The organism is [Clostridium] ammoniilyticum (genome assembly GCF_025566905.1).
Classification (GTDB): domain Bacteria; phylum Bacillota_I; class Bacilli_A; order Erysipelotrichales; family Coprobacillaceae; genus Faecalibacillus; species Faecalibacillus intestinalis.
The window spans coordinates 59,739-83,152 of the sequence record NZ_JAOQJR010000009.1; the positions used below are offsets into that span (position 1 = coordinate 59,739).

Consider the following 23,414-nt stretch of genomic DNA (forward strand, 5'->3'; position numbering starts at 1 on the left):
AACCTCTTAGATGTTTTGGAATGGTAAAGACGATATGACGGTGCTTGGCATCGAGTGCGATAGAGAAAATATGAGTAGCACGTAATTTAGCCTCTTTGGTACCACAAGAAGTATAGAGCTTAGACTAGCACTAAAAAGATAATAATCTTCAAAGATTATTACCATGTGGACAAAATTTATTTTTCCCCTTTTTTATAAAGAAAATATTTTTTCAAAGATAGGATCTTATTCATCAAAGGTAAGTGCAGATTATATAATGGATATTATATTCTCTTTATTGTTTAAAAATAACTATAATATTAACTTAATTGAAAAGCTTGAAAGAGCAAAAAATATTCAAAATATAGAATTTTTAAAAAATTAAAACAACGATTTTCTTTTAGGAAATCTTACTAGAAGGAACGTTGTTTTTTTATTCACATAAGCGTATAATAGAGGTAGTCTAAAAGAATTGGGGGAAACCAGAAATGTACAAAATAGTCAAAAAAGAAAGACTAAATGATGTTGTTGAATTAATGGAAGTTCATGCTCCAATGGTTGCTAGAAAGTGCGAACCAGGTCAATTCATTATTTTAAGAGTTGGTGAAGATGGAGAAAGAATTCCTTTAACAATTGCTGATTATGATCGAGAAGCTGAAACAATTACAATTATTTATCAAATTGTAGGTTTTTCAACTCGTCAATTAGCAAAATTAAATGAAGGTGATGAAATCACTGACTTCGTTGGACCTTTAGGTGTACCAACTGATTTACATAAATCAAATCATGTTGTTGGTATTGCTGGTGGGGTTGGTAGTGCACCATTATATCCACAACTTAAAAAATTAGCTGAAATGGGTGTAGATGTGGATGTTATCATTGGTGGACGTGAAGCACAATATGTATTATGGGCAGATAAGTTTAAAGCTTTCTGTAAAAATGTATATGTGATGACAGATGATGGATCTTTAGGAGAAAAAGGATTTGGAACTGTTAAATTACAAGAATTAATTGATAGTGGTGATCCAATTGATGAAGTTATCGCTATTGGACCAGTACCTATGATGAAAGCTGTTGTTGGGGTAACAAAACCTCATAATTTAAAGACAATGGTTTCATTAAACCCTATTATGATTGATGGTACAGGTATGTGTGGATGCTGCCGTGTTACTGTTGATGGTAAAATTAAATTCGCATGTGTTGATGGACCAGACTTTGATGGTTTATCAGTAGACTTTGATGAATTAATGGCTCGCCAAAGAATGTTTAAAGAAGAAGAACATCAAGTAGATGCGAATGCAGATCGTATTTGTAATTTAATGGGAGGTGCAAAATAATGCCTAATATGTCACCAAATAAGGTTAAAATGCCTGAACAAGATCCTAATGTAAGAAATAAAAACTTTGAAGAAGTTTCTTTAGGATATACAAAAGAACAAGCTATGGAAGAAGCAACTCGTTGCTTAAACTGTAAAAAACCATTCTGTATGGATGGGTGTCCAGTAGGAGTACCAATTCCTGAATTCATTCATCATGTTGCAGAAGGTGAATTTGAAGAAGCTTATCAAACAATTACAAGAGAAAATGCATTACCTGCAATTTGTGGACGTGTTTGTCCTCAAGAAAATCAATGTGAAGGTAAATGTGTTAGAGGAATTAAAACTGAATCAGTAGGAATCGGACGATTAGAAAGATTCGTTGCTGATTATCATAGAGAACATGGAAAACCTGCAGAATTAAAAATTGAAAAAAATGGTAAAAAAGTTGCTGTTATTGGATCAGGACCTGCTGGTATTACATGTGCTGGTGAATTAGCTAAAAAAGGTTATGATGTGACTGTTTTTGAAGCATTACATAAAACAGGTGGGGTATTATCTTATGGTATTCCAGAATTCAGATTACCTAAAAAATTAGTACAAAGCGAAGTAGATGGTGTTGCTGCTTTAGGTGTAGATTTCGAAACAAATGTTGTTGTAGGACGTTCAATTACAATTGATGAATTACAAGAACAAGGATATCAAGGAATCTTCGTAGGTAGTGGTGCTGGTTTACCACGTTTCCAAGGAATTCCTGGGGAAAACTTAAACGGTGTTTATGCAGCGAACGAATTCTTAACTCGTGTTAACTTAATGAAAGGATATCAATTCCCAGATCATCCAACTCCAGTTAAAGTAACAGATACAGTATGTGTTATCGGTGCTGGTAACGTTGCTATGGATGCCGCAAGAACTGCAAAACGTTTAGGAGCTAAAAACGTATATATCGTTTATCGTCGTGGACCTGAAGAAGTTCCTGCTCGTGCTGAAGAAGTACATCACGCTAAAGAAGAAGGAATTATCTTCAAATTATTAACTAATCCAGTTAAAATTGAAGGTGAAGATGGATGGGTTAAATCTATGGAATGTGTTGAAATGGAATTAGGTGAACCTGATGCATCTGGAAGAAGAAGACCAATCGCTAAAGAAGGATCTAACTTCACAATTGAAACAGGAACAGTTATTGTTGCTATTGGACAAAGTCCAAACCCATTAATTAGACATACAACTCCTGGTTTAGATTGCCAATCTTGGGGTGGAATTATCGTTGATGAAGATTCAATGAAAACATCTAAAGATGGTGTTTATGCAGGTGGAGATGTTGTTACTGGTGCAGCAACAGTTATCTTAGCTATGGGTGCTGGTAAAAAAGCAGCTAAAGCAATGGATGAATATCTACAAAATAAATAGTATTTAAAAAGTCAATTCACATTACGAATTGACTTTTTCTTTGGCTGTCATTAAATAACTAATTATATTTTCTATTAATGTTAGGACTATAATCATATTTATTTTTGGAATTAGAAGGCAAATGACTTCAATGCACATTGTTAATTTTGCTTTTTTATTTAAATATTTAAAATATTTGCTCATTACTAGTAATAATACAAATAGTATAAATAAAAATACAAGGAAATAATTACTTAAATATTGATATGCTAGTATTGAAATAAGATAAACGCTATTAGATGTAATAAAACATTTAACAGGACTATCACAATGATATCCACCTAAATTCACTCTTAATCCGGAAAATGCTAACATCCAAACTAATGTCATAAGTCCTTCATGTAAACATAATCCTAGAATAAACATAAATATATTAACGATTGAATTAAATATTAAAACTTGTTGACCATACTTATATACTTCATAATCTTGATCAAAATCATATTTATCATAAATTTTCTCTAACATCATCATCTGTTCCTTTTAATAAAAATTTCATGTAATAAATACCATCTTTATAAATGTTCTTTTTCTTAACAATTAAATCAGATTCAATTTTACATCTATCATAATCATAAAAATCATTTTCTGAATAAAGCTCAACTAACGTATAAATACCTTGACCTTTAATGTGCAAAGTTATTTCATTATGTCTTTTAACATAATCTAATATTTCAGAAATAACATCAATAAAATCTAAATCATCATATTTTTCATTTTGGCTAATTTCAAAGAAAGGTTTAATACTTATATTATCATCTTGTAACCTATTGATTTTTACAGAAATCAAAATATCAAATACTGGATTTTTAGATGCAACTAATTTTTGGTAAGTGTTTTTAGATTGATATTGTTCAATAGCTTTGGATATTTTTGGATTGGTATCGTTATTTAAGTGTTTAATGTGTTCTAATATCCAATGAATACGATGTTTCTTATCATCAATATCATAACTAATGTTTTGTATGAGACGTAAGCTTTGTTTTATATATTTTTCTTTTTGTAATTGTTTTTCATATTGCATCTTTTCTGTATATATTTTATTAAAATAGATACCATTTATAATTATAAGAAAGAAAACGATTAGTAAGAGAGAACATACGATAAATGAACTGAAACTTACAGTAATATCAACAGAAGCATATCCGATTATACGAAAATACTTAAAACTAATATTTCTGTAATGATTACAATTAGATATTGTTGATTCGGTACATTAAGGTCATATTTTAAATGTGAAAGTAGCCAATAAGTAAATAATACTAAAATGGTTTTAGAAAATACGCCAACCAATATATAAAATAGAATGGAGAAATCGCTATTTAACAATGGCCTGAATAAATAGTATAAAATAAATGTACATAAGAAAATAAAAAATATATAACCACCAAGTATAAATGCATCTCCTAGAAACATTCTGTCTTTTTTATATATTACAAATGAGTAACTTATAATAAAATAACCAATCATTAGTATAAATCCATTTTCTTTGAAAATATCACATAATTCACATATTAAGAATAAAGAAGTAAGTAGAAGACAAAACTGTTTTCTACTTGAAAATGAGTAATAAAGGTAAACGAAAGTAGTAAGGGTAAATACTTCTACAAAATTAAGAAATATATTATAAGCTACCATTGAGTAAATAATCCTGATAAGTTAGTTTAAATTTCTTTTTATATGTTTTACCTATATTGATTTCTTTTTTATTTCTTAAGATGATGAACTTGGAATTTACATCATAGACAAAATCTAAATTAATAAGATAGGATCTATGCACTTGAATGATATTGTTATTATTGAGTTGAGTTTTAAATTCTTTTATTTTTTCTTTGAATTTGTATTCACCATCTAATGTGATAATTTTTAAGTAATGACCATCAGCTTCTATGTAGATAATATCACTGGTATTAATACGTACACGTTTTTCTCTAGCGTTAATGACTATAAAACTTGTGTTTTCTAAATGTTCTTTAAACATTTTAAAGAAGATAGACATGTCTTCATTTAAATGATCTTTTCTAATGAAATAAAATGGTTGAAGTTCCATAGATTTATGAACAAAGTTATTGTTCATGGTCACAAAAACAATAAGTGCTTTAGGAAACCTCTTTTTAAGTTCTATAGAAAAATCGATACCATTTATTGATTTACTTAAATGAACATCTATAAAAATAATTTGGTAATCTTTTGTATCATCAATCTTTTCAAAGTGATCCCCTAGACAAAAGAAATGGGCATCAGTGAATAGATTGTTATTTTTGAGTATATCAACAAACTCCTCTACAAAAGTATTTGTATCCTCTAATATCAAAATATTCATAATGATGCCACCTTCCTTATTTGTTTAAATTCTTTAATTGTTCGGGTTTGTCGAATTCATAGAAGTTAAAAGCAGACATTGATGTTGCGTTACTATAGGCAACTCCACCTAACAATGCAAAGTATTTTTCAATTAAATAGTTTATCATAATTACCTCCTTAAGTGTACTTTATATTTGACATAGATATGAAGTCAATAGAACGTGCATGAAAGAATAGTTATCGTTCCTGAAGGTATCTTTTATAATGCGTAAAATGCACGATTTAATTGTTAACATGAATTAAAAGGGTGACGGATAATGAATGTTAATGAGATAATTATGAATAAAAGAATAGAAAGAGGCGTTTCTAGAAAAGAGCTTGCAGAGGGCTTAGGAGTAAGTGAGAGTACTATTTATAGAATTGAAACAAATCCTAATTTAAATCCCAATAATAAATTAGTAAAAAGAATTTATGATATTTTACGTATGAATGTAACGATTATTGTGGATGATGCACCAATATATGATGAGCATGCACATGAGATAGATTTTGAATCATATAGTCCTACAAGTAAAAGTATTATTTTTAAAACGATTGCAAAAGAAGAAAAAATGAAGAAATTAAAAGAAAAATAGTTATCTGATCGATAACTATTTTTAGGCTAATGTGATTTTTGTAATTGTATTGTTTGAAAGCGTATAGGTCATTTTAACTGTTTTATTTTCACTATAGGCAATATATTGATTGTTCGCTTCTTTGTGATTTTCGTAATCTAAATTATTTTTTTCTAAACCAACGTAGAAATTACCTTCAATTTTGTAATGATCTGTAAATAGTTCTACTTTTTTAACTTTATTCTTTTTATTTAAAGTAATTTGAATAGAATCATTATAATAAACTGTATCATTATTCTTTTTTGATTCTATATACTGATCACCAATATAATCATTTATATGATTTATCTTAGAATCCTTTGTAATTCCACGACCATCTTCAACGATAATTGTAAAACCAATATCATTATTTGTAAGAAGTTCTTCAGTTTTAGTGTCTTCCTTTTTTGAACAACCACATAATAATAAAATAAAACAACAAATAAAGAGTATTTTAGATTTCATAGAATTCCTCCTTTAGATAATTGTACTAAATATTTGATTTTTATTAAAGTAAAGATTTATAGACAAAATGTTAATCCTTAGAGCATATCTTCTTCTTATCTCATGTTATGATGAATAAAAGGATGAAAGATTATATGACACTTGGAGAACGTATTCAAAAATATCGGAAAATGAAGGAATTATCGCAAGAAGAATTAGGTAAATTACCGCATATATCAAGACAAACAATATCAAAATGGGAAAGTAATCAGTCATCACCTGATATATAAAGTTGTAAGGCTATGGCTGATGTTTTTGGCATCTCTTTAGAAGAACTTTTAGATGAAAGCAAAAAAATAAAAACGGATCAAAGTACTAATCATCGAAATATGATTATTATCTTTGGAATTGTTATTTTTGTAGTTATTATTATGGAAAGTTATGTAGCAGTTAAGATGAGTGAGAGAATAGATGCATTGGAAGAAGCAAATTCTTCGTTGCAACAACAAATCAATGACTTTTATGGTGATCAACCAATTTCACTAGATACAAATTCTATTTGTTCTTATTTTAGTGGTTATATCAGTGATATTAAAAAGGATAGTTATAATATAAATATTGATTTGATTTTAAAAAATTATCAAGATAATACAACAGCACAAGTTATTTTTAAAACAGATAAAGATACATATACACTTTCTTTAAATAAAGAAGAAGATCATTTTAAAGAAACAATAAATCTTCCTATTCAAACCTTTCAATCTGCACAGCTTATTTCACAAACAAATGGTGAAACAAATTCGGAAGTATTAGATATAGATGTGAACTTTGAAAACTATTTAGATGAAGATACTGTGATGGTTGAATATACGTATACAAATGAAATGGGAATAAAAAAGAAACAAGAAGCAACAGCTCAACTTAAAAAGAATTGGCAAGGATATTATTTGGCATGGAAATAAAAAATTAGTATGATAATTATATTTTAATTTATTTAATTCCCAATCATTATCTTATATAATTTTTCTATAGATAGAGCGAAATTGCTTATAGGAGGCCATTATGAAAAAAGATCTACTTATGACAATTCAATATAAAGACATGGGCCCTTTTTCGCTTTTTATTTTTTAATTTGAAACATATCTTTTCTAAGATATGTTTTTTTTACAATCAAAAGGAGGATTAAAGATGCCAAAAAGAGAAGATATTAACACAGTATTAGTCATTGGTTCAGGACCAATTATTATTGGTCAAGCATGTGAATTTGATTATTCAGGAACACAAGCTTGTAAAGCATTAAGAGGATTAGGGTATAAAATTGTTTTAGTCAATTCTAACCCAGCTACAATTATGACAGATCCAGAAACTGCAGATGTGACATATATTGAACCATTGAATGTAGAAAGATTAACACAAATCATTGAAAAAGAAAGACCAGATGCTTTACTTCCTAACTTAGGTGGACAATCAGCTTTAAATCTATGTTCTGAATTAAGTAATGCCGGAGTTTTAGACAAATATAACGTTCAAGTATTAGGGGTAAAAGTAGATGCTATTGAACGTGGAGAAGACCGTTTAGAATTCAAAAAAGCCATGAATGAACTTGGTATTGAAATGGCAAGAAGTGAAATTGCAAATACGGTTGATGAAGCTTTAGCTATTGCTGATAAATTAGGATATCCAGTAGTTGTAAGACCTGCCTATACAATGGGTGGAGCAGGTGGAGGACTTGTTTACAATGTTGATGAATTAAAAACAGTTGTAAATAGAGGGTTGCAAGCAAGTTTAGTACACCAATGCTTAATTGAAGAATCTATTTTAGGATGGGAAGAATTAGAATTAGAAGTTGTAAGAGATGCTAAAAATAACATGATTACAATTTGTTTTATTGAAAATATTGATCCATTAGGAGTACATACTGGAGATTCTTTCTGTAGTGCACCAATGCTTACAATTTCAAAAGAAGTGCAAAATCGTTTACAAGAACAAGCTTATCGTATTGTTGAATCAATTGGAGTTATTGGAGGTACAAATGTTCAATTTGCTCATGATCCAGTAACTGATCGTATTGTTGTTATTGAAATCAATCCAAGAACATCACGTTCATCTGCTTTAGCTTCTAAAGCAACAGGTTTCCCTATTGCTTTAATTTCAGCAATGTTAGCGGCTGGACTTACATTAGATGAAATTCCATGTGGTAAATATGGAACATTAGATAAATATTATCCTGATGGAGATTATGTTGTTATTAAGTTTGCACGTTGGGCTTTTGAAAAATTCAAAGGAGCAGAAGATAAACTTGGTACACAAATGAAAGCTGTTGGGGAAGTTATGAGTATTGGTAAAACTTATAAAGAAGCTTTTCAAAAAGCAATTCGTTCTTTAGAAACAGGACGTTATGGTTTAGGATATGCAAAGAACTTTAATGATTTATCTAAAGATGAATTATTAAAATTATTAATTAATCCAACAAGTGAAAGACAATTCATTATGTATGAAGCTTTAAGAAAAGGAGCTACTGTTAATGAATTATTTGAACTTACAAAAATTAAACATTATTTCATTGAACAAATGAAAGAACTCGTTGAAGAAGAAGAAAAAATTGCTTCTTATAAAGGAAATCAATTACCAGATGACGTTTTAAAACAAGCAAAGAAAGATGGATTTGCTGATAAATATATTTCTAAGTTATTAGATGTTGAAGAAAAAGAAATTAGAAATCAAAGACTTGCTATGGGTATGCATCAAGTCTGGGAACCAGTTCATGTATCAAGTACAAAAGATAGTTCTTATTATTACTCTACATATAATGGAAAAGATCAAGATGAAGTATCAAATAATAAAAAAATCATGATCTTAGGTGGAGGACCTAACAGAATTGGTCAAGGTATTGAATTTGACTATTGCTGTGTTCATGCTTCTCTTGCCTTAAAGAAATTAGGATTTGAAACAATCATTGTTAACTGTAACCCAGAAACAGTTTCAACAGATTATGATACATCTGATAAACTTTATTTTGAACCATTAACATTAGAAGATGTTTTAAGTATTCATGAAAAAGAAAAACCATTAGGAGTCATTGCTCAATTTGGTGGACAAACACCATTAAATCTTGCAAGTCAATTAAAAGAAAATGGTGTAAATATTTTAGGAACAACACCTGAAACAATTGATATGGCAGAAGATCGTGACTTATTTAATGAAATGATGGAAAAATTAGAAATTCCAATGCCTGAATCAGGAATGGCTGTAACAATCGATGATGCTTTAGAAATCGCTCAAAGAATTGGTTATCCATTAATGGTAAGACCATCTTACGTATTAGGTGGTAGAGGTATGGAAGTTGTTTACGATGATGATTCATTAAAACAATATATGGCAGCTGCTGTTGGGGTAACACCTGATCGTCCTATCTTAATTGACCGTTTCTTAAATGATGCGATGGAATGTGAAGCAGATGCTATTTCTGATGGAGAAAATGTTTTTGTGCCTGCTGTTATGGAACATATTGAACTTGCTGGTATTCACTCAGGGGACTCAGCATGTATTTTACCATCTAAACATATTCCAGTAAGACATGTACAAACAATAAAAGAATATACTAAGAAAATTGCTAGAGAAATGAATGTACGTGGTTTAATGAATATGCAATATGCGATTGCTGATGATAAAGTTTATGTTTTAGAAGCAAATCCACGTGCTTCAAGAACAGTACCTTTAGTATCTAAGGTATGTAACATCAACATGGTAAAACTTGCAACAGATATCGTTACGCGTGAACTTACAGGTAGACCATCACCTGTTAAAGATTTAAAAGATAGAAAGATTCCTCATATTGGTGTAAAACAAGCTGTTTTCCCATTCAATATGTTCCCTGAAGTTGATCCAATTCTAGGGCCTGAAATGAGATCAACAGGAGAAGTATTAGGTTTAGCTAATTCTTATGGAGCTGCTATCTTTAAAGCTGAAGAAGCTACTCAAACAAAATTACCAACATCTGGTCGTGTTTTAATTTCTGTCTCTGATAGAGATAAAAAAGATGTTGTTGCTCTTGCTAGAAAATATTATGATGCAGGATTTGAAATTGTGGCTACAGGTAAAACATTTGAATTAATCAATAGCAATAACATTCCAGCTATCAAAATTAAAAAGATCAAAGAAGGTCGTCCAAATATTGCAGATGCTCTTACAAATGGTGAACTTGATATGGTGATCAATACGCCACATGGTAAAGAATCTGCACATGATGATAGTTATATTAGAAAAACAGCTATTAAAATGAAAATTCCATACATGACAAACATTGCTGCTGCAAATGCAGCTGTAGAAGGTATCTTAGAAGCTGAAATTCATGGAACACATGAAGTAAAATCACTTCAAGAATATCATAAAGCAATTAAAGATTAATATGAATGATTGTTAGGAAGTCATAAGATTTCCTAACAATTTTTTTATTTTTACAAAAAAGAAGAAAAAATAAAAAAAGAGCGAATAAATAAGTAGGAGGACTACTTATGGAAACAATCAATAAAATAACAACGAGTAAACAAACAACAATGTATGATCATTTATGTAAGATGATCATAGGAAATGAAGAAGTATTATCAAGAATCATAAAGGCAGCTGTAGATGAAGCAAATCATTTAAATGTTGAAGAAATTAGAAGACTAATAAAAGGAGTACATATAGGTGATCTAATAGTTAATCCACATTTTCATCTTGTAGATAAAAAGGGCTTCATCAAAGATGAAGGTATGGTTTATTATGATATTTTATGTTATATTGATGTACCACAAGAAGATGGAAAGAATATACGGGTTTATTTATATGTAGAAATACAAAATAATCCTTATCCAGGGTATTCTATTATTACCAGAGGATATGCTTATGTTTCAAGAATAGTATCAGAGCAATGGGGAAGCGAATATGATGATAAAAACTATGATGGGATGAAGAAGGTCTATTCATTATGAATCATGCCAAAGGCACCAAAAAGAAAAGATGGGCATATGAATGTCTATGAAACAAACGAAAGGATTATTTGTGGAACGACAGTAGAAGAAAAAGAAATTTATGACAAGGGAGTAATTCTTGCGATATACTTAAACAAAGAACATGATGAATTGTTGACACCATTGATGGTCCTTCTAAATAATGTATTAGATTATAAGGGAAAGCAAAGAATTATAGAAGAATATGGATTGAATACAAAGAAAATAGAAAGTGAGGTTAAAGATATGTGTGATTTAGGTGAAAGCATTGTCTTAGAAGCAAGAAATGAAGGCAAACAAATAGAACGTAAAGAAAAGAATATAGCGCATGTAAAAAAACTGATGATAGGATTACAAATGTCATTTAAAGAAGCAATTAACTTATTAGAAATACCTGAAAAGGAAGTAAAAGAAATAGAAAAGTATTTTCAATCATAGAAAGAGAGTAAAATCTCTTTTTTCTTATACTAAAAAAATGTTAATAAAATAAAATTACATAATAATAAAAAATTATAAATTGGTGTTGAAAAATGTTGTCAAATCTACTATACTATTCAAGAACAAAAGGAGATGAGGGCTATGTTACAACAAAGTGTCAAATATGATTGCTTACAATTGAATACGAGTACCTCATTTTTATATTCTCATTGTTTCTAACATATCATTTTTAATTGATATGTTTTTTTATAACAAAAAAAGGAGGAAAATATATGAAAGCCTATTTAATCTTAGAAGATGGAAACGTATTTGAAGGTGAAAGCGTAGGAGCTGACAAAGAAGTTGTCAGTGAATTTGTATTTAATACTTCGATGACAGGATATGTAGAAGTACTGACAGATCCTTCCTATGCTGGACAATCAGTTGTTATGACATATCCATTGATTGGAAACTATGGAGTATGTTTAGAAGATCAAGAATCTACAAAACCTTATGTTGAAGGATTTGTTGTAAATGAACTTGCAAGACTTGGAAGTAACTTTAGAAAAAATGTTGATTTAAAAGATTATTTAATTGAACATGATATTCCTTGTATTCAAGGAATTGATACAAGACATTTAACTAAAATTATTAGAAATAAAGGTTGTATGAATGGAATGATTACAACAACAAAATATGATGATTTAAGTGAAGTGATGGAAAAAATACATAACTTTAAAGTAACTGGTGTCGTTGAAAGAACAACATGTGACAAACCTTATACAGTAGGTAGTGGAGATCGAAAAGTTGCTTTATTAGATTTTGGTGCTAAGAAGAATATTGCTAAATCACTTGCAAAGAGAAATATAGAAGTCACAGTTTATCCAGCATCTACTCCTGCAAGTACAATCATTGAAGGAAACTATGATGGAGTGATGTTATCAAATGGTCCTGGAGATCCAAGCGAAAATGTTGAAATCATTAAAGAAGTTAAAAAACTATCTGAAAGTGGTTTACCAATCTTTGCAATCTGTTTAGGACATCAATTGATGGCTTTAGCTCATGGTTTTAAAACAGAAAAATTAAAATATGGACACCATGGTGCAAATCATCCTGTTAAAGATTTAAATACAGGTCGTGTTTATATTTCTACACAAAATCATAACTATGTAATTTGTGATGATTCTATTGATCGAAATATCGCAAAACCTTGGTTTATTAATGTAAATGACCAAACAATTGAAGGTGTTGAATATATTGGTAAAAATATTAAAACAGTACAATTTCATCCAGAAGCATGTGCTGGTCCATTAGATACAGATACTTTATTTGATGAATTTGAAAAAATGATGGAGGGTAAATAAGATGGCAAGAGATTTAAGTATAAAAAAAGTATTAGTTATCGGTTCAGGGCCTATCATCATTGGTCAAGCAGCAGAATTCGATTATGCTGGAACACAAGCATGTCGTGCTTTAAGAGAAGAAGGGGTAGAAGTTGTTTTAATTAACTCAAACCCAGCAACTATCATGACAGATGCTGATATCGCAGATAAAGTTTATATCGAACCATTAACTGTACCTGTTGTTAAAAAATTAATCATGGAAGAAAAACCAGATAGCATTTTACCAACATTAGGTGGACAAAATGCATTAAACATCGCTATGGCTTTAGCGGATGAAGGATTCTTAGAAGAACACAATGTTCGTACAATTGGGACAAATACAGATACCATCAAACTTGCAGAAGATCGTTTAGAATTTAAAAACTTAATGGAAAGAATTAACGAACCATGTGCTGCATCCATCGTTGTTAACCATGTGAATGACGCTTTAGAATTTGCAGAAAAAATTGGTTATCCAGTTGTTGTAAGACCTGCTTATACTTTAGGTGGTACTGGTGGAGGTATTGCAAATAATGAAAAAGAACTTCATGATATTTGTTCAAATGGTTTACGTCTATCAAGAGTAAGTCAATGTTTAATTGAAAGATGTATTGCTGGATGGAAAGAAATTGAGTATGAAGTAATGAGAGATAGTGTAGGAAACTGCATTACTGTATGTAACATGGAAAACTTAGATCCTGTTGGTGTTCATACAGGAGATAGTATTGTTGTGGCACCAAGCCAAACTTTATCAGATAAAGAATATCAAATGTTACGTTCATCAGCTTTAAATATCATTACAGCATTAAATATTGAAGGTGGATGTAACGTTCAATATGCATTAAATCCAAATAGCTTTGAATATTGTGTTATCGAAGTAAACCCACGTGTTTCTCGTTCATCAGCTTTAGCTTCTAAAGCAACAGGTTATCCAATTGCTAAATTAGCGGCTAAAATTGCTTTAGGATATACCTTAGATGAAATCAAAAATGCCGTTACAGGTAAAACATACGCTTCTTATGAACCAACATTAGACTATGTTGTATGTAAAATTCCTAAATGGCCATTTGATAAATTCGTTGATGCTTCAAGAAAATTAGGAACACAAATGAAAGCAACTGGAGAAGTTATGTCAATCTGTAATAACTTTGAAGGAGCTTTAATGAAAGCTTTACGTTCTCTTGAACAAAATGTTTTCTACTTACATTTAGATGCCTTTACAAAATTAACACATGATGAATTAAAACAAAAATTAAAAGATGTTGATGATCAACGTATCTTTGCAGTAGCTGAATCCTTAAGAAAAGGAATTACTGAACAAGAAATCCATGAAATTACTAAAATTGATGTTTGGTTCATTGATAAAATCAAACATTTAGTAGAAATGGAAGAAAGAATTAAAACAGAAGAATTAACAGTTGATTTATTAAAACAAGCAAAAAGATTACAATTCCCAGATAGAGTCATTGCTGAATTAACTGGAAAAACAGAACAAGAAATTCATCAAATGCGTAAAGAAAATAATATTGTTTCAGCTTATAAAGTTGTTGATACATGTGCGGCAGAATTTGATGCACAAACACCTTATTACTATTCAATTCAAGGTGGAGTGAACGAAGTAGAACCTCAAAGAGAAAAGAAAAAAATCATGGTTTTAGGATCAGGACCAATTCGTATAGGACAAGGTATCGAATTCGATTACTGTTCGGTACATTGTGTATGGGCCTTAAAAGCAGCAGGATACGATACAATTATTGTTAATAACAACCCTGAAACAGTATCAACTGACTTTGATATTGCAGATCGTTTATATTTTGAACCATTAACTGCTGAAGATGTAGAAAGCATTGTTGATATTGAAAAACCAGATGGAGCCATCGTGCAATTTGGGGGACAAACAGCCATTAAACTTACAAAAGCTTTAACAGATATGGGTGTTAAAATCTTAGGAACAGATGCTGATGATGTAGATGCAGCTGAAGATAGAGAAAGATTTGATGAAATTCTTGAAAAATGTCATATTGACCGTCCAAGAGGTTCAACAGTCTTTACAACAGAAGAAGCCATTGAAGTTGCTAATAAATTAGGATATCCAGTTTTAGTAAGACCATCTTATGTATTAGGTGGTGCTGGTATGGAAATTGCCTTAAATGATGGCGATATTAAAAAGTTCATGAAAATCATTAATAGACAATACCAAGAACATCCAATCTTAATTGATAAATACTTATCTGGTAAAGAAGTTGAAGTTGATGCAGTTTGTGATGGACATGGTATCTTAATTCCAGGTATTATGGAACACGTTGAACGTGCGGGAGTTCACTCTGGAGATAGTATTTCTGTTTACCCACCACAAAAAATCAAACAAGAAATTAAAGATGTTATCGTTGATTATACAAAACGTCTTGCTAAAGCATTACATGTTGTGGGATTAATCAATATTCAATTCATTGTTTATGAAGATCAAGTTTATGTTATTGAAGTTAACCCAAGATCTTCAAGAACAATTCCTTATATTTCAAAAGTTACAGATATCCCAATTGTTGCCATTGCTACAAAAGCAATTATGGGACATACAATTGAAGAACAAGGATATTCTTATGGAATTGTTCCGGAAAAAGAAACAATTGCAGTTAAAATGCCAGTGTTCTCATTTGAAAAAATCAAAGGTGCAGAAATTTCTTTAGGACCTGAAATGAAATCAACAGGTGAAGTTTTAGGTATTTCTAAAAACTTAGATGAAGCTATTTATAAAGCATTCATGGGAACAGGTATTCAATTACCTAAGAGAAAGAATATCATTTGTACAATTAAAGATTCTTCTAAAGAAGAATTCTTACCAATCGCTAAACAATATTATATGTTTGGTTATGATTTATATGCAACAGAAGGAACATATAAATTCTTAAAAGAACATGACGTACCTGTACATTTTGTCAATCGTATCTGTGAAAAAACAAATACAATCTTTGACTTAATGTTTACGGATACAGTTGATTTAGTAATCGATATTCCAACAAGAAATGATAACTTAAAAGATGGCTTCTTAATTAGACGTTTTGCCGTAGAAGCAGGTATTCCAATTTATACGTCACTTGATACAGCAAAAGCACTTATTGATTCACTTGAAAAACGTAAACAAGGTGTACCATCATTAATTGATATTACAAAATTAAGATAAAACTAAAAAGAACAATGTAGTAATACTAAAGCATTGTTCTTTTTTATATGAAAAATTAGGTTATATCTTATTGGATATAACCTAATTCTTTACATGCGTAATAAATACCATCTTCATCAATAGAAGTTGTCACAAAATCACTTAATCTCTTTAAATCACTATTTCCTTGTCCCATACAAATAGAAAACGATGCATGCTTAAACATTTCAACATCATTTAAAGAATCACCAAAAGCGACATAATTATCTATATTCCATAACTTCATAAAATAAGCAATACCTGTTGCTTTAGAAATGCCTTTGATTGTAATATCTGCATAACTACTTTCACCAACCATTACATCTAATTCATCAATAGCTTTAAATTCTTGATAATCATATCCTAAAGGACCATAGGCAATCATGGCACCTACTTCTTGATTTGTATATGTACCTACAGTTGGAATAGGGTTATTGAAATAATTACATGAGCGAATAACATCTTCATTTGGTTCCATATTAATAATTCTTGGTGTACATTTAAGTGCTAAAGGAATGTTATGTTTTTTAGAAGCTTCTAGAGCTTTTAAAACCACTTCTCGAGAAAGATTTTCTTTGTGAATTAAATTTAAATCTTTATCTAATAAAGCTTGTCCACTATTACATACATAGCCATCAAAAGAAAAAGTATCATAAATATGTGTATTTTTTAAAGAATCCACACTTCTTCCTGTTGAAACTAGTAAAAGATGTCCTTTTTCTCTTAATAAGTTTAAAGCTTTGACAGTGCTTTCTGGTACTTGATGATCTGTGGTTGTTCTTAAAGTACCATCAATATCAAAACAAAACAATTTCTTCATTATTTACCTTGAGGGAAAAATCTTGCAAGTGAATTTGCGACTGCTGAAATAGGCATTGTTTGAACCACAATTTTACCAGGGCCAGTAACCACTGTATTAAATAATCCCTCTCCTCCTAAAAATTTATTTTTTAAACCAGGAACTGATTGGATATCCATTTTACAAGTAGCATCCATCATTGCAAGATAACCGGTATCAATCACCATTTGTTGACCTGGTAGTAAATTATATTCTACGGTACTTCCATCAATTTCAATAAAACATGTTCCGTGTCCTGAAATCTTTGTTAAAATAAAACCTTCACCACCAAATATACCAGAAGAAAATTTCTTATTAAAGCAAACCGATGTTTCTACATTTTCTTCACTAGCTAGAAAAGCAGATTTTTGAATGATGACTTCTTTTCCAGGCTCTACATCAATAGCGACAATTTTTCCAGGGAAACTTGAGGCAAAGGCAATCAAACCATCTTTGTTTGCCGTATAACTATTTCTAAATAAAGTTTCACCAGAAAACATTCTACCGATGATTTTACCAGCACCACCACCATTTGTTTCCATTTTCATACATGGATCCATCCAAGCCATAGCACCACTATCACTAATCATTTTTTCACCTTTATTTAAATGACAAATAACAACAGGGAGAGTATCTCCAACAATTTCGTATTTCATAATTTTTCTCCTTTTATAAAGCCACACAAACAGGTTGAATAATATCTAAGGTATTTCCTGTAGGCTTAATTTCTTCTTTTTCTTCATCAAATGTATAAAGCTCCAAACGATCATCTTCTTGACTAGCAACAACAATATAACGATCATCAATAATATTAAAATCACGAGGTCCTTTTCCAGTATGCACCATATAAAGTAAAGTGATTTTTCCAGTTTCTTGATTCACACGATAAAGGACAATACTATCATGACCTCTATTAGAAACAATAATATGTTTACCACTTGATGTCATATGAATAGCAGCAGCACTTGAAAAGCCATGGAAATGACGAGGTACACAATGAATAACTTGAATCAAAGTAAAGTGTCCATCTTCATATTGATAAACCATAATACTATTTGCAATTTCGTTAACAAGATAACAATATTTACCATCATGAGAAAAAATCATATGACGAGGCCCACTACCAGGAATCACAGATTGACTTAATGATGTTTCTTGTAATTTTTCATTAATAAATTCATACATAATAATTTTATCAGCACCTAGGTCAACACTGTAAAGATATTTATGATCAGGAGTAATTCCTACATAATGAGCATGAGGACTTGTTTGTCTTTTAAGTAAATCAATTCCTGAACCATGATGGTGAACAACTGAAAGTTTATCTCCAATTTTATGATCCTTTAAAGGGAAAGCAGCTGTTGCTCCAACGTGATAATTGGCTGTAAATAAATATTTTTGATCAGGACTTAAACATAAATGAGTATAAGAACGACCATGGGAATTATAAAAAGAAAGTTGTTTTAAATCATCTTCTTCAATATGATAACTTGCGACACCTCCTCCTTCACCAACACGTGCATCTTTTAAAGATACATAAAGATAATCATCTTTTTTAATAACATAAGAAGGAAAATCTTCGGTAGGAATATGTTTATTTAAATGAAGTTCATTTTTAGTTTCATCTAGAGTACATACATAAAGACCTTTTTCTTTTCCTTTAGCGTAACTTGATACGTAAAAACGATACACAAAATCGCCTCCTTTTGAAATAATTGTACCATAAAATAACTATAAAAAACTTTCTATATAAGAAAAAAGAGATGCATGAAGCATCTCAAAACATTATTTTTGCCCAATGCCTTTACAATAAGTTTGAACAACTTCATAATCTCTATCTAAAACAACAAGATCAGCATCATAACCAACGCCAATTGTTCCTTTACGATCATCAACATGTAAACATCTTGCTGGGTTTGATGTACATGCATTGATCGCGTAATTAACAGGAACTAAAGCATCTTCAATTAAGATTTTTAATCCTTTGTTTACATTTAAAGTAGAACCAGCTAAGTTACCTGCTTCTACTAAATGAGCACTTCCATCTGGATAAATAACAACTTCTTGTCCACCAAAATCAAATTTAGTACCAACAGGGAATCCTTTACACATTAAGGAATCTGTAATCATAATACTGTAATCAGGACCTTTTGAAGTAAAGAAATTATTTAAAGCGGCAAGAGTAGAATGATTTCCATCACAAATAATTTCTCCATACATATTTCTAATACGTAAGGCTCCACCAACAAGACCATTTGCACGATGTGTAAATGGTGTCATTGCATTATAAACATGAGTCATACTTCTTGCTCCATGAGCGTATGCTTGAACAGCTTGTTCATAAGTTGCATTTGAATGTCCAATACTTACGACCACATTATTTTGACTACAATATTTTGTAAGAGCGTAATCTTCATCATTTTCAACAGCCATAGTAATATATTTAATTAAACCATGAGCAGCTTTTTGATATCTTTTAAATTGTTCAATATTAGGTTTTACACAATATTCTTCAGGTTGAGCTCCTTTATGTGCTTTATTTAAATAAGGACCTTCAAAATGAATACCTAAGATTTCTGCACCTTCATAACCTTCTTCTACAACTTTTGCGACATTACTTACCGCGTTTGTAAGAACTTCTTCACTTTGAGTAAGAGTTGTCGCAAGGAAAGAAGTAACTCCTTCATCAACGATTCCTTTTGCCCACTTTCTTAATCCTTCAGGATTAGCATCATTTGTATCAAAACCATAAGCTCCATGGCAATGAATATCAATAAAGCCAGGAAGAATTCTTAAATCTCCATAATCTTTCGTAACTTCTTTTTCATTGTAAGGATATATTTCTTTAATAATTCCATCTTCTAATTCTAATTGTGCTGGCGTGAATTGATCCGCAATCCAGACTTTTTTACTTTGTATAATCATAATTTCACCTCATATTTATTATAGAACACTTTACTTATCTAGACAAGAAACAACTCCTCTTATTTCTAATAAAAATTCAATTTACCTTACCTCTAAATTAGTATATAATTAGAGTCATAATAAGGAGGAAGAGGATATGGATGAAAATTTACTTTTATCATTAATTGAAAACAACGCGAAAATGGAAGTCGTTGATCTTGCGGCCGCCTTAAACGAAACAGAAGAAAATGTTGATAAGACAATTAAAGATTTAGAAAAAAATAAAACAATCTATGGTTATCATACTTTGATCAATTGGGATAAAACAAATCACGATGTGTGTACAGCAGTAATTCAAGTTAACGCGAAACCTGAAAGAGATTATGGATATGATCGTATTGCAAAAAAAATCTATAATTTTCCAGAAGTAGATACAATGTATTTATTAGCGGGAAATTATGAGTTTTTATTAATTGTTAAAGGAAAAACAATGGTGGAAGTTGCTAAATTCGTTAATAGTCGTTTAGCGGTTATTGAAGGTATTGAAAGAACAGCCACAATGTATGTTTTGAAACAATATAAAAACATGGGTAAACTTGTTGAGGATGATAATAAAGATGCAGCAGAAAGATTATTGGTAACTCCATAATGGATTTTGAAAAAATTGTTAATCCTATTGTAAAAGATATTCCACCAAGTGGAATTCGTAAATTTTTTGATTTAGCTAATCAAATGGAAGGTGTTATTTCTTTAGGGGTAGGTGAACCTGATTTTGCAACCCCTTGGACAATTAGAGAAGCTGCAATCTATTCAATTGAAAAAGGAAAAACATTCTATACTGCTAATCAAGGGTTATTAGAATTAAGAAAAGAAATTTGTAAATATCAAAAAAGAAGATTTAATTTAGATTATAAACCAGAACAATGTATTGTCACTGTTGGGGGATCTGAAGGAATCGATTTAGCCTTTAGAACAATTATTAGTCCAGGTGATGAAGTCATTTTATTACAACCAAGTTATGTTGCTTATACACCAGGTGTTGCACTTGCTGGTGGAGTAGTAAGAAACATTATTTTAACTGAAGAAAATGAATTTAAATTAACACCTGAACTTTTAAAAGAAGCTATCAATGAAAAAACAAAGGCCATTCTTTTAAACTATCCAAGTAATCCAACAGGTGGATTTATGACAAAAGAAGACTATGAAAAATTGGTGCCTATCTTTAAAGAATCAGGAATTATGATCATAACTGATGAAATCTATGCAGAACTTTCTTATGAACATAAATTCTGTTCAATTGCATCTTTTGATGAAATCAAAGATCAAGTTATTTTAGTGAGTGGTTTTTCAAAAGCTTATGCGATGACAGGATGGCGTTTAGGTTATGTTCTTGCTAATGAATATCTTATTAAAATGATGAAAAAGATTCATCAATATGTCATTATGTCAGCACCAACATGTGCTCAATATGGTGCCATTGAAGCAATGAGACATTGTGACGAAGAAATTGAAAAAATGCGACAAGCTTATCTTGCAAGAAGAAATTTCTTAGTCAAAACATTTAATGAAATGGGACTTAAAACATTTACACCACAAGGGGCTTTCTATGTTTTCCCATGCATCAAATCAACAGGTTTAACATCGGAACAATTCTGTGAAGAATTATTAAATGATCAGTTAGTAGCCTGCGTGCCAGGAAGTGCTTTTGGTGAAGCTGGAGAAGGTTATATTCGTGTTTCTTATGCCTATAGTTTAGAAGAACTTAAAGCGGCAACAAAGAAAATTAGAAAATTCTTAGAAAATAAGGGAGTTATTTAACTCCTTTTTTTTGGCTTTAAAACAGATACAAATTAATCATAAAAATCATCATTTTCCTATAATATAGATAAAGAAAAGGGGATGATTTTAATGGTAGTTAAAAGTTATGAACAAATGACAGATGTATCAATTATGGAAGTAAAAACGTATTTATTAATTCATAGTGATGGAATTTATCAACAAGATATTTATGATTTAATGAATACGTGTATTGATGTTTTTCAATTAAAAAGAAAATTAAATAAAAGAAAAGATATTCAATTATGGCTTTTTTCAAATATTAAAAGATATATTGATTGTAGTTTATCTTATAATGAAATGGAATATCATTTAGTCATGATGAATTTATTAATCAATCAACATTTTAAACCATTAGTCGAATATAAATATAATTTATTTTATTATATTTTAGATCATAGTGATTTTAATATAGAAATTTATTGTCTAGTAAGGCATTTGCTTACATTTAAAATGAATCAACTCAATCAAGTCATTTTAGGTATGACACATTATAAAATGATGAGTGATGAACAAACACATTATCAAGCAAGTCTTATTCTTTTATTAGAAAAACAATATAAACAAGCTTATTTTCATTTACCATTTGTTACAATAGATGAATCATTTAAACGCTTTGAAAAATCTCTTTATAATTATTCACCATCCCGTTATGAAATGTTGTATCATAAAGATAAGACATATTCCACATTGTATGCTAGATAGGAGATCATTATGGATAGACTTTATTACACATATTTAATTATTAAAGAATCTTTAGATTATATACCTGCTGTTGAAATAAAAAAACTACTTGAAGAAAACTATCAAATTAAAGTAGATATTAAAACAGTTTATCAAGCAATTAGAAATATTAATGAATTATCTAAATATATTTATCAAAAAGAAATCATTAAAACTAAACATCGAAAAGGCTATAGTATTGATGAAGAATTCTTTAATGATGGACAATTTCAATATCTATGGGATAGTGTGCTTTTCAATAATGATTTAAATGAAGATGAAGTAAATGCTTTACTCACAAAATTACAAACTTTAAGTTCAAGTAAACAACTTTCACGTATTCAAAATCAACCAAGAAAAAATCAACCAAGAAATTATAATCTGCTTTTAAATATGACAACCGTCATTAAAGCAATTCATGAAAAGAAAAATATTTATTTTAAATATGTAAGTTATGAAATCAAAAGAAATAAGTTTGTAGAAATTGCGCATAATCATGGAAACCATAAAGAAAATAATGAATTCTATATTATTTCTCCTTATAAACTAATTCAAAGAGATTCTAAATACTATGTATTAGGTTATTTTAACCAACGACCTGATAAACTTTCTATTTATCGTCTTGATCGTATGCGTCTTGTAAGAAATCATAAAAGCCCTTTTGAAGAAGGGGAACAATTTGATTTAGAACAAGAAGTTGATCATATAAATATGTATGTTTCAGGACAAAAGGATACACTTGAAATTAGTTTTGATGAAGTGGTTTTAAGAGAAGTCATTGATCAATTTGGACAAGATCATCCTGTTAAAAAAGACTTTGAAAATCGCTATCATCTTACTATAGAAGATGTTCTTATTTCTGATGGATTGATAGGATGGCTCATGATGTTACAAGATCATGTAAAAGTTATTAAACCTTATTCTTTACAAGAAGAAATGAAAAAAAGAATTGAAAAAATGTTTATACAATATAAGTAGAG

23 protein-coding genes are annotated in these 23,414 nt (G+C 30.0%); 14 read left to right on the forward strand and 9 right to left on the reverse strand.

The genetic code is table 11. The features are described from left to right. Nucleotides 1-467: 467 nt before the first annotated feature. Both OCV55_RS09520 and gltA read left to right on the forward strand, forming a co-directional pair. On the forward strand, nt 468-1,316 hold the full coding sequence (locus OCV55_RS09520) for a sulfide/dihydroorotate dehydrogenase-like FAD/NAD-binding protein (RefSeq protein WP_117788143.1): 849 nt from the start codon (nt 468-470) through the stop codon (nt 1,314-1,316). Beyond that, nucleotides 1,316-2,704 (forward strand): NADPH-dependent glutamate synthase, encoded by a 1,389-nt coding sequence (gene gltA / locus OCV55_RS09525; protein ID WP_032090871.1) that lies wholly within the window; start codon nt 1,316-1,318, stop codon nt 2,702-2,704. The genes OCV55_RS09520 and gltA overlap by 1 nt, the downstream gene beginning before the upstream one ends. Before the next feature lie 21 nt (nt 2,705-2,725). Here the strand turns inward: gltA and OCV55_RS09530 are convergent, their stop codons facing one another. The 4 genes from OCV55_RS09530 to OCV55_RS09545 all read right to left on the reverse strand — a co-directional run bounded on the left by OCV55_RS09530 (nt 2,726) and on the right by OCV55_RS09545 (nt 5,214). Next, a complete protein-coding gene (locus OCV55_RS09530) occupies nt 2,726-3,211 on the reverse strand; it encodes an accessory gene regulator B family protein (RefSeq protein ID WP_267309895.1) in 486 nt (161 codons plus the stop codon). Then, nucleotides 3,192-3,767 carry a hypothetical protein gene (locus tag OCV55_RS09535; protein WP_147580464.1) on the reverse strand — a complete coding sequence of 192 codons (576 nt, stop codon included), beginning with the start codon at nt 3,765-3,767 and terminating at the stop codon, nt 3,192-3,194. The genes OCV55_RS09530 and OCV55_RS09535 overlap by 20 nt, the downstream gene beginning before the upstream one ends. Before the next feature lie 600 nt (nt 3,768-4,367). Then, a complete protein-coding gene (locus OCV55_RS09540; RefSeq protein ID WP_147580465.1) occupies nt 4,368-5,066 on the reverse strand; it encodes a LytR/AlgR family response regulator transcription factor in 699 nt (232 codons plus the stop codon). Nucleotides 5,067-5,082: 16 nt separating this feature from the next. Further along, nucleotides 5,083-5,214, reverse strand: a complete 132-nt coding sequence (locus tag OCV55_RS09545; RefSeq protein ID WP_256179748.1) for a hypothetical protein — start codon at nt 5,212-5,214, stop codon at nt 5,083-5,085. Nucleotides 5,215-5,385: 171 nt separating this feature from the next. On the opposite strand from OCV55_RS09545, the gene OCV55_RS09550 reads away from it, so the two are divergent. Continuing rightward, entirely contained in the window at nt 5,386-5,682 is a 297-nt protein-coding gene (locus OCV55_RS09550; RefSeq protein ID WP_158546495.1) for a helix-turn-helix domain-containing protein, read from the forward strand. A 21-nt stretch (nt 5,683-5,703) separates the two neighbouring features. On the opposite strand, the gene OCV55_RS09555 is transcribed toward OCV55_RS09550, so the two are convergent. Beyond that, the gene (locus OCV55_RS09555) at nt 5,704-6,165 is read right to left on the reverse strand and encodes a hypothetical protein (RefSeq protein WP_147580466.1); all 462 of its coding nucleotides are present in this window, start codon (nt 6,163-6,165) and stop codon (nt 5,704-5,706) included. A 134-nt stretch (nt 6,166-6,299) separates the two neighbouring features. Between OCV55_RS09555 and OCV55_RS09560 the strand changes: the two genes are divergently transcribed. The 7 genes from OCV55_RS09560 to carB (OCV55_RS09590) all read left to right on the forward strand — a co-directional run bounded on the left by OCV55_RS09560 (nt 6,300) and on the right by carB (OCV55_RS09590) (nt 16,115). After that, entirely contained in the window at nt 6,300-6,434 is a 135-nt protein-coding gene (locus OCV55_RS09560; RefSeq protein WP_227391988.1) for a helix-turn-helix transcriptional regulator, read from the forward strand. Nucleotides 6,435-6,446: 12 nt separating this feature from the next. Then, nucleotides 6,447-7,106 carry a hypothetical protein gene (locus OCV55_RS09565; RefSeq protein WP_147580468.1) on the forward strand — a complete coding sequence of 220 codons (660 nt, stop codon included), beginning with the start codon at nt 6,447-6,449 and terminating at the stop codon, nt 7,104-7,106. A 226-nt stretch (nt 7,107-7,332) separates the two neighbouring features. Next, complete coding sequence (carB, locus tag OCV55_RS09570) at nt 7,333-10,551, forward strand: carbamoyl-phosphate synthase large subunit (RefSeq protein ID WP_147580469.1); 3,219 nt, start codon at nt 7,333-7,335, stop codon at nt 10,549-10,551. A gap of 107 nt (nt 10,552-10,658) precedes the next feature. After that, complete coding sequence (locus OCV55_RS09575) at nt 10,659-11,117, forward strand: hypothetical protein (RefSeq protein WP_147580470.1); 459 nt, start codon at nt 10,659-10,661, stop codon at nt 11,115-11,117. 36 nt (nt 11,118-11,153) lie between these two features. After that, nucleotides 11,154-11,573 (forward strand): hypothetical protein, encoded by a 420-nt coding sequence (locus tag OCV55_RS09580; RefSeq protein WP_147580471.1) that lies wholly within the window; start codon nt 11,154-11,156, stop codon nt 11,571-11,573. Between the two features lie 272 nt (nt 11,574-11,845). Further along, nucleotides 11,846-12,916 carry a carbamoyl phosphate synthase small subunit gene (locus OCV55_RS09585; protein WP_147580472.1) on the forward strand — a complete coding sequence of 357 codons (1,071 nt, stop codon included), beginning with the start codon at nt 11,846-11,848 and terminating at the stop codon, nt 12,914-12,916. Between the two features lies 1 nt (nt 12,917). After that, a complete protein-coding gene (carB, locus tag OCV55_RS09590) occupies nt 12,918-16,115 on the forward strand; it encodes a carbamoyl-phosphate synthase large subunit (protein WP_147580473.1) in 3,198 nt (1,065 codons plus the stop codon). A gap of 67 nt (nt 16,116-16,182) precedes the next feature. Here carB (OCV55_RS09590) and OCV55_RS09595 read toward each other — a convergent pair whose 3' ends face one another. From OCV55_RS09595 to nagA, 4 genes are all read right to left on the reverse strand, one after another. Next, on the reverse strand, nt 16,183-16,953 hold the full coding sequence (locus OCV55_RS09595) for an HAD family hydrolase (RefSeq protein ID WP_032090861.1): 771 nt from the start codon (nt 16,951-16,953) through the stop codon (nt 16,183-16,185). Beyond that, nucleotides 16,953-17,627: a TIGR00266 family protein gene (locus tag OCV55_RS09600; protein WP_119364077.1), complete on the reverse strand. Its 675-nt coding sequence runs from the start codon at nt 17,625-17,627 to the stop codon at nt 16,953-16,955. Before OCV55_RS09600 ends, OCV55_RS09595 begins: the two co-directional genes overlap by 1 nt. Nucleotides 17,628-17,640: 13 nt before the next feature. Continuing rightward, nucleotides 17,641-18,663, reverse strand: a complete 1,023-nt coding sequence (locus OCV55_RS09605; protein ID WP_119364076.1) for a lactonase family protein — start codon at nt 18,661-18,663, stop codon at nt 17,641-17,643. A gap of 93 nt (nt 18,664-18,756) precedes the next feature. Continuing rightward, a complete protein-coding gene (nagA, locus tag OCV55_RS09610) occupies nt 18,757-19,896 on the reverse strand; it encodes an N-acetylglucosamine-6-phosphate deacetylase (protein ID WP_147580474.1) in 1,140 nt (379 codons plus the stop codon). Nucleotides 19,897-20,032: 136 nt separating this feature from the next. On the opposite strand from nagA, the gene OCV55_RS09615 reads away from it, so the two are divergent. The 4 genes from OCV55_RS09615 to OCV55_RS09630 all read left to right on the forward strand — a co-directional run bounded on the left by OCV55_RS09615 (nt 20,033) and on the right by OCV55_RS09630 (nt 23,412). Continuing rightward, a complete protein-coding gene (locus OCV55_RS09615) occupies nt 20,033-20,524 on the forward strand; it encodes an Lrp/AsnC family transcriptional regulator (protein ID WP_032090857.1) in 492 nt (163 codons plus the stop codon). After that, the gene (locus OCV55_RS09620; RefSeq protein ID WP_147580475.1) at nt 20,524-21,693 is read left to right on the forward strand and encodes an aminotransferase class I/II-fold pyridoxal phosphate-dependent enzyme; all 1,170 of its coding nucleotides are present in this window, start codon (nt 20,524-20,526) and stop codon (nt 21,691-21,693) included. The genes OCV55_RS09615 and OCV55_RS09620 overlap by 1 nt, the downstream gene beginning before the upstream one ends. 90 nt (nt 21,694-21,783) lie before the next feature. Continuing rightward, nucleotides 21,784-22,416, forward strand: a complete 633-nt coding sequence (locus OCV55_RS09625; RefSeq protein WP_147580476.1) for a hypothetical protein — start codon at nt 21,784-21,786, stop codon at nt 22,414-22,416. Nucleotides 22,417-22,425: 9 nt separating this feature from the next. Beyond that, nucleotides 22,426-23,412: a helix-turn-helix transcriptional regulator gene (locus OCV55_RS09630; RefSeq protein ID WP_267309896.1), complete on the forward strand. Its 987-nt coding sequence runs from the start codon at nt 22,426-22,428 to the stop codon at nt 23,410-23,412. Nucleotides 23,413-23,414: the final 2 nt, after the last annotated feature.

Bases quoted from the DNA above. Each gene is read 5' to 3' on its own strand.
- OCV55_RS09520 (WP_117788143.1), top strand. From the start codon at position 468: ATGTACAAAATAGTCAAAAAAGAAAGACTAAATGATGTTGTTGAATTA.
- gltA (WP_032090871.1), top strand. From the start codon at position 1,316: ATGCCTAATATGTCACCAAATAAGGTTAAAATGCCTGAACAAGATCCT.
- OCV55_RS09530 (WP_267309895.1), bottom strand. From the start codon at position 3,211: ATGTTAGAGAAAATTTATGATAAATATGATTTTGATCAAGATTATGAA.
- OCV55_RS09535 (WP_147580464.1), bottom strand. From the start codon at position 3,767: ATGCAATATGAAAAACAATTACAAAAAGAAAAATATATAAAACAAAGC.
- OCV55_RS09540 (WP_147580465.1), bottom strand. From the start codon at position 5,066: ATGAATATTTTGATATTAGAGGATACAAATACTTTTGTAGAGGAGTTT.
- OCV55_RS09545 (WP_256179748.1), bottom strand. From the start codon at position 5,214: ATGATAAACTATTTAATTGAAAAATACTTTGCATTGTTAGGTGGAGTT.
- OCV55_RS09550 (WP_158546495.1), top strand. From the start codon at position 5,386: ATGAATAAAAGAATAGAAAGAGGCGTTTCTAGAAAAGAGCTTGCAGAG.
- OCV55_RS09555 (WP_147580466.1), bottom strand. From the start codon at position 6,165: ATGAAATCTAAAATACTCTTTATTTGTTGTTTTATTTTATTATTATGT.
- OCV55_RS09560 (WP_227391988.1), top strand. From the start codon at position 6,300: ATGACACTTGGAGAACGTATTCAAAAATATCGGAAAATGAAGGAATTA.
- OCV55_RS09565 (WP_147580468.1), top strand. From the start codon at position 6,447: ATGGCTGATGTTTTTGGCATCTCTTTAGAAGAACTTTTAGATGAAAGC.
- carB (WP_147580469.1), top strand. From the start codon at position 7,333: ATGCCAAAAAGAGAAGATATTAACACAGTATTAGTCATTGGTTCAGGA.
- OCV55_RS09575 (WP_147580470.1), top strand. From the start codon at position 10,659: ATGGAAACAATCAATAAAATAACAACGAGTAAACAAACAACAATGTAT.
- OCV55_RS09580 (WP_147580471.1), top strand. From the start codon at position 11,154: ATGAATGTCTATGAAACAAACGAAAGGATTATTTGTGGAACGACAGTA.
- OCV55_RS09585 (WP_147580472.1), top strand. From the start codon at position 11,846: ATGAAAGCCTATTTAATCTTAGAAGATGGAAACGTATTTGAAGGTGAA.
- carB (WP_147580473.1), top strand. From the start codon at position 12,918: ATGGCAAGAGATTTAAGTATAAAAAAAGTATTAGTTATCGGTTCAGGG.
- OCV55_RS09595 (WP_032090861.1), bottom strand. From the start codon at position 16,953: ATGAAGAAATTGTTTTGTTTTGATATTGATGGTACTTTAAGAACAACC.
- OCV55_RS09600 (WP_119364077.1), bottom strand. From the start codon at position 17,627: ATGAAATACGAAATTGTTGGAGATACTCTCCCTGTTGTTATTTGTCAT.
- nagA (WP_147580474.1), bottom strand. From the start codon at position 19,896: ATGATTATACAAAGTAAAAAAGTCTGGATTGCGGATCAATTCACGCCA.
- OCV55_RS09615 (WP_032090857.1), top strand. From the start codon at position 20,033: ATGGATGAAAATTTACTTTTATCATTAATTGAAAACAACGCGAAAATG.
- OCV55_RS09620 (WP_147580475.1), top strand. From the start codon at position 20,524: ATGGATTTTGAAAAAATTGTTAATCCTATTGTAAAAGATATTCCACCA.
- OCV55_RS09625 (WP_147580476.1), top strand. From the start codon at position 21,784: ATGGTAGTTAAAAGTTATGAACAAATGACAGATGTATCAATTATGGAA.
- OCV55_RS09630 (WP_267309896.1), top strand. From the start codon at position 22,426: ATGGATAGACTTTATTACACATATTTAATTATTAAAGAATCTTTAGAT.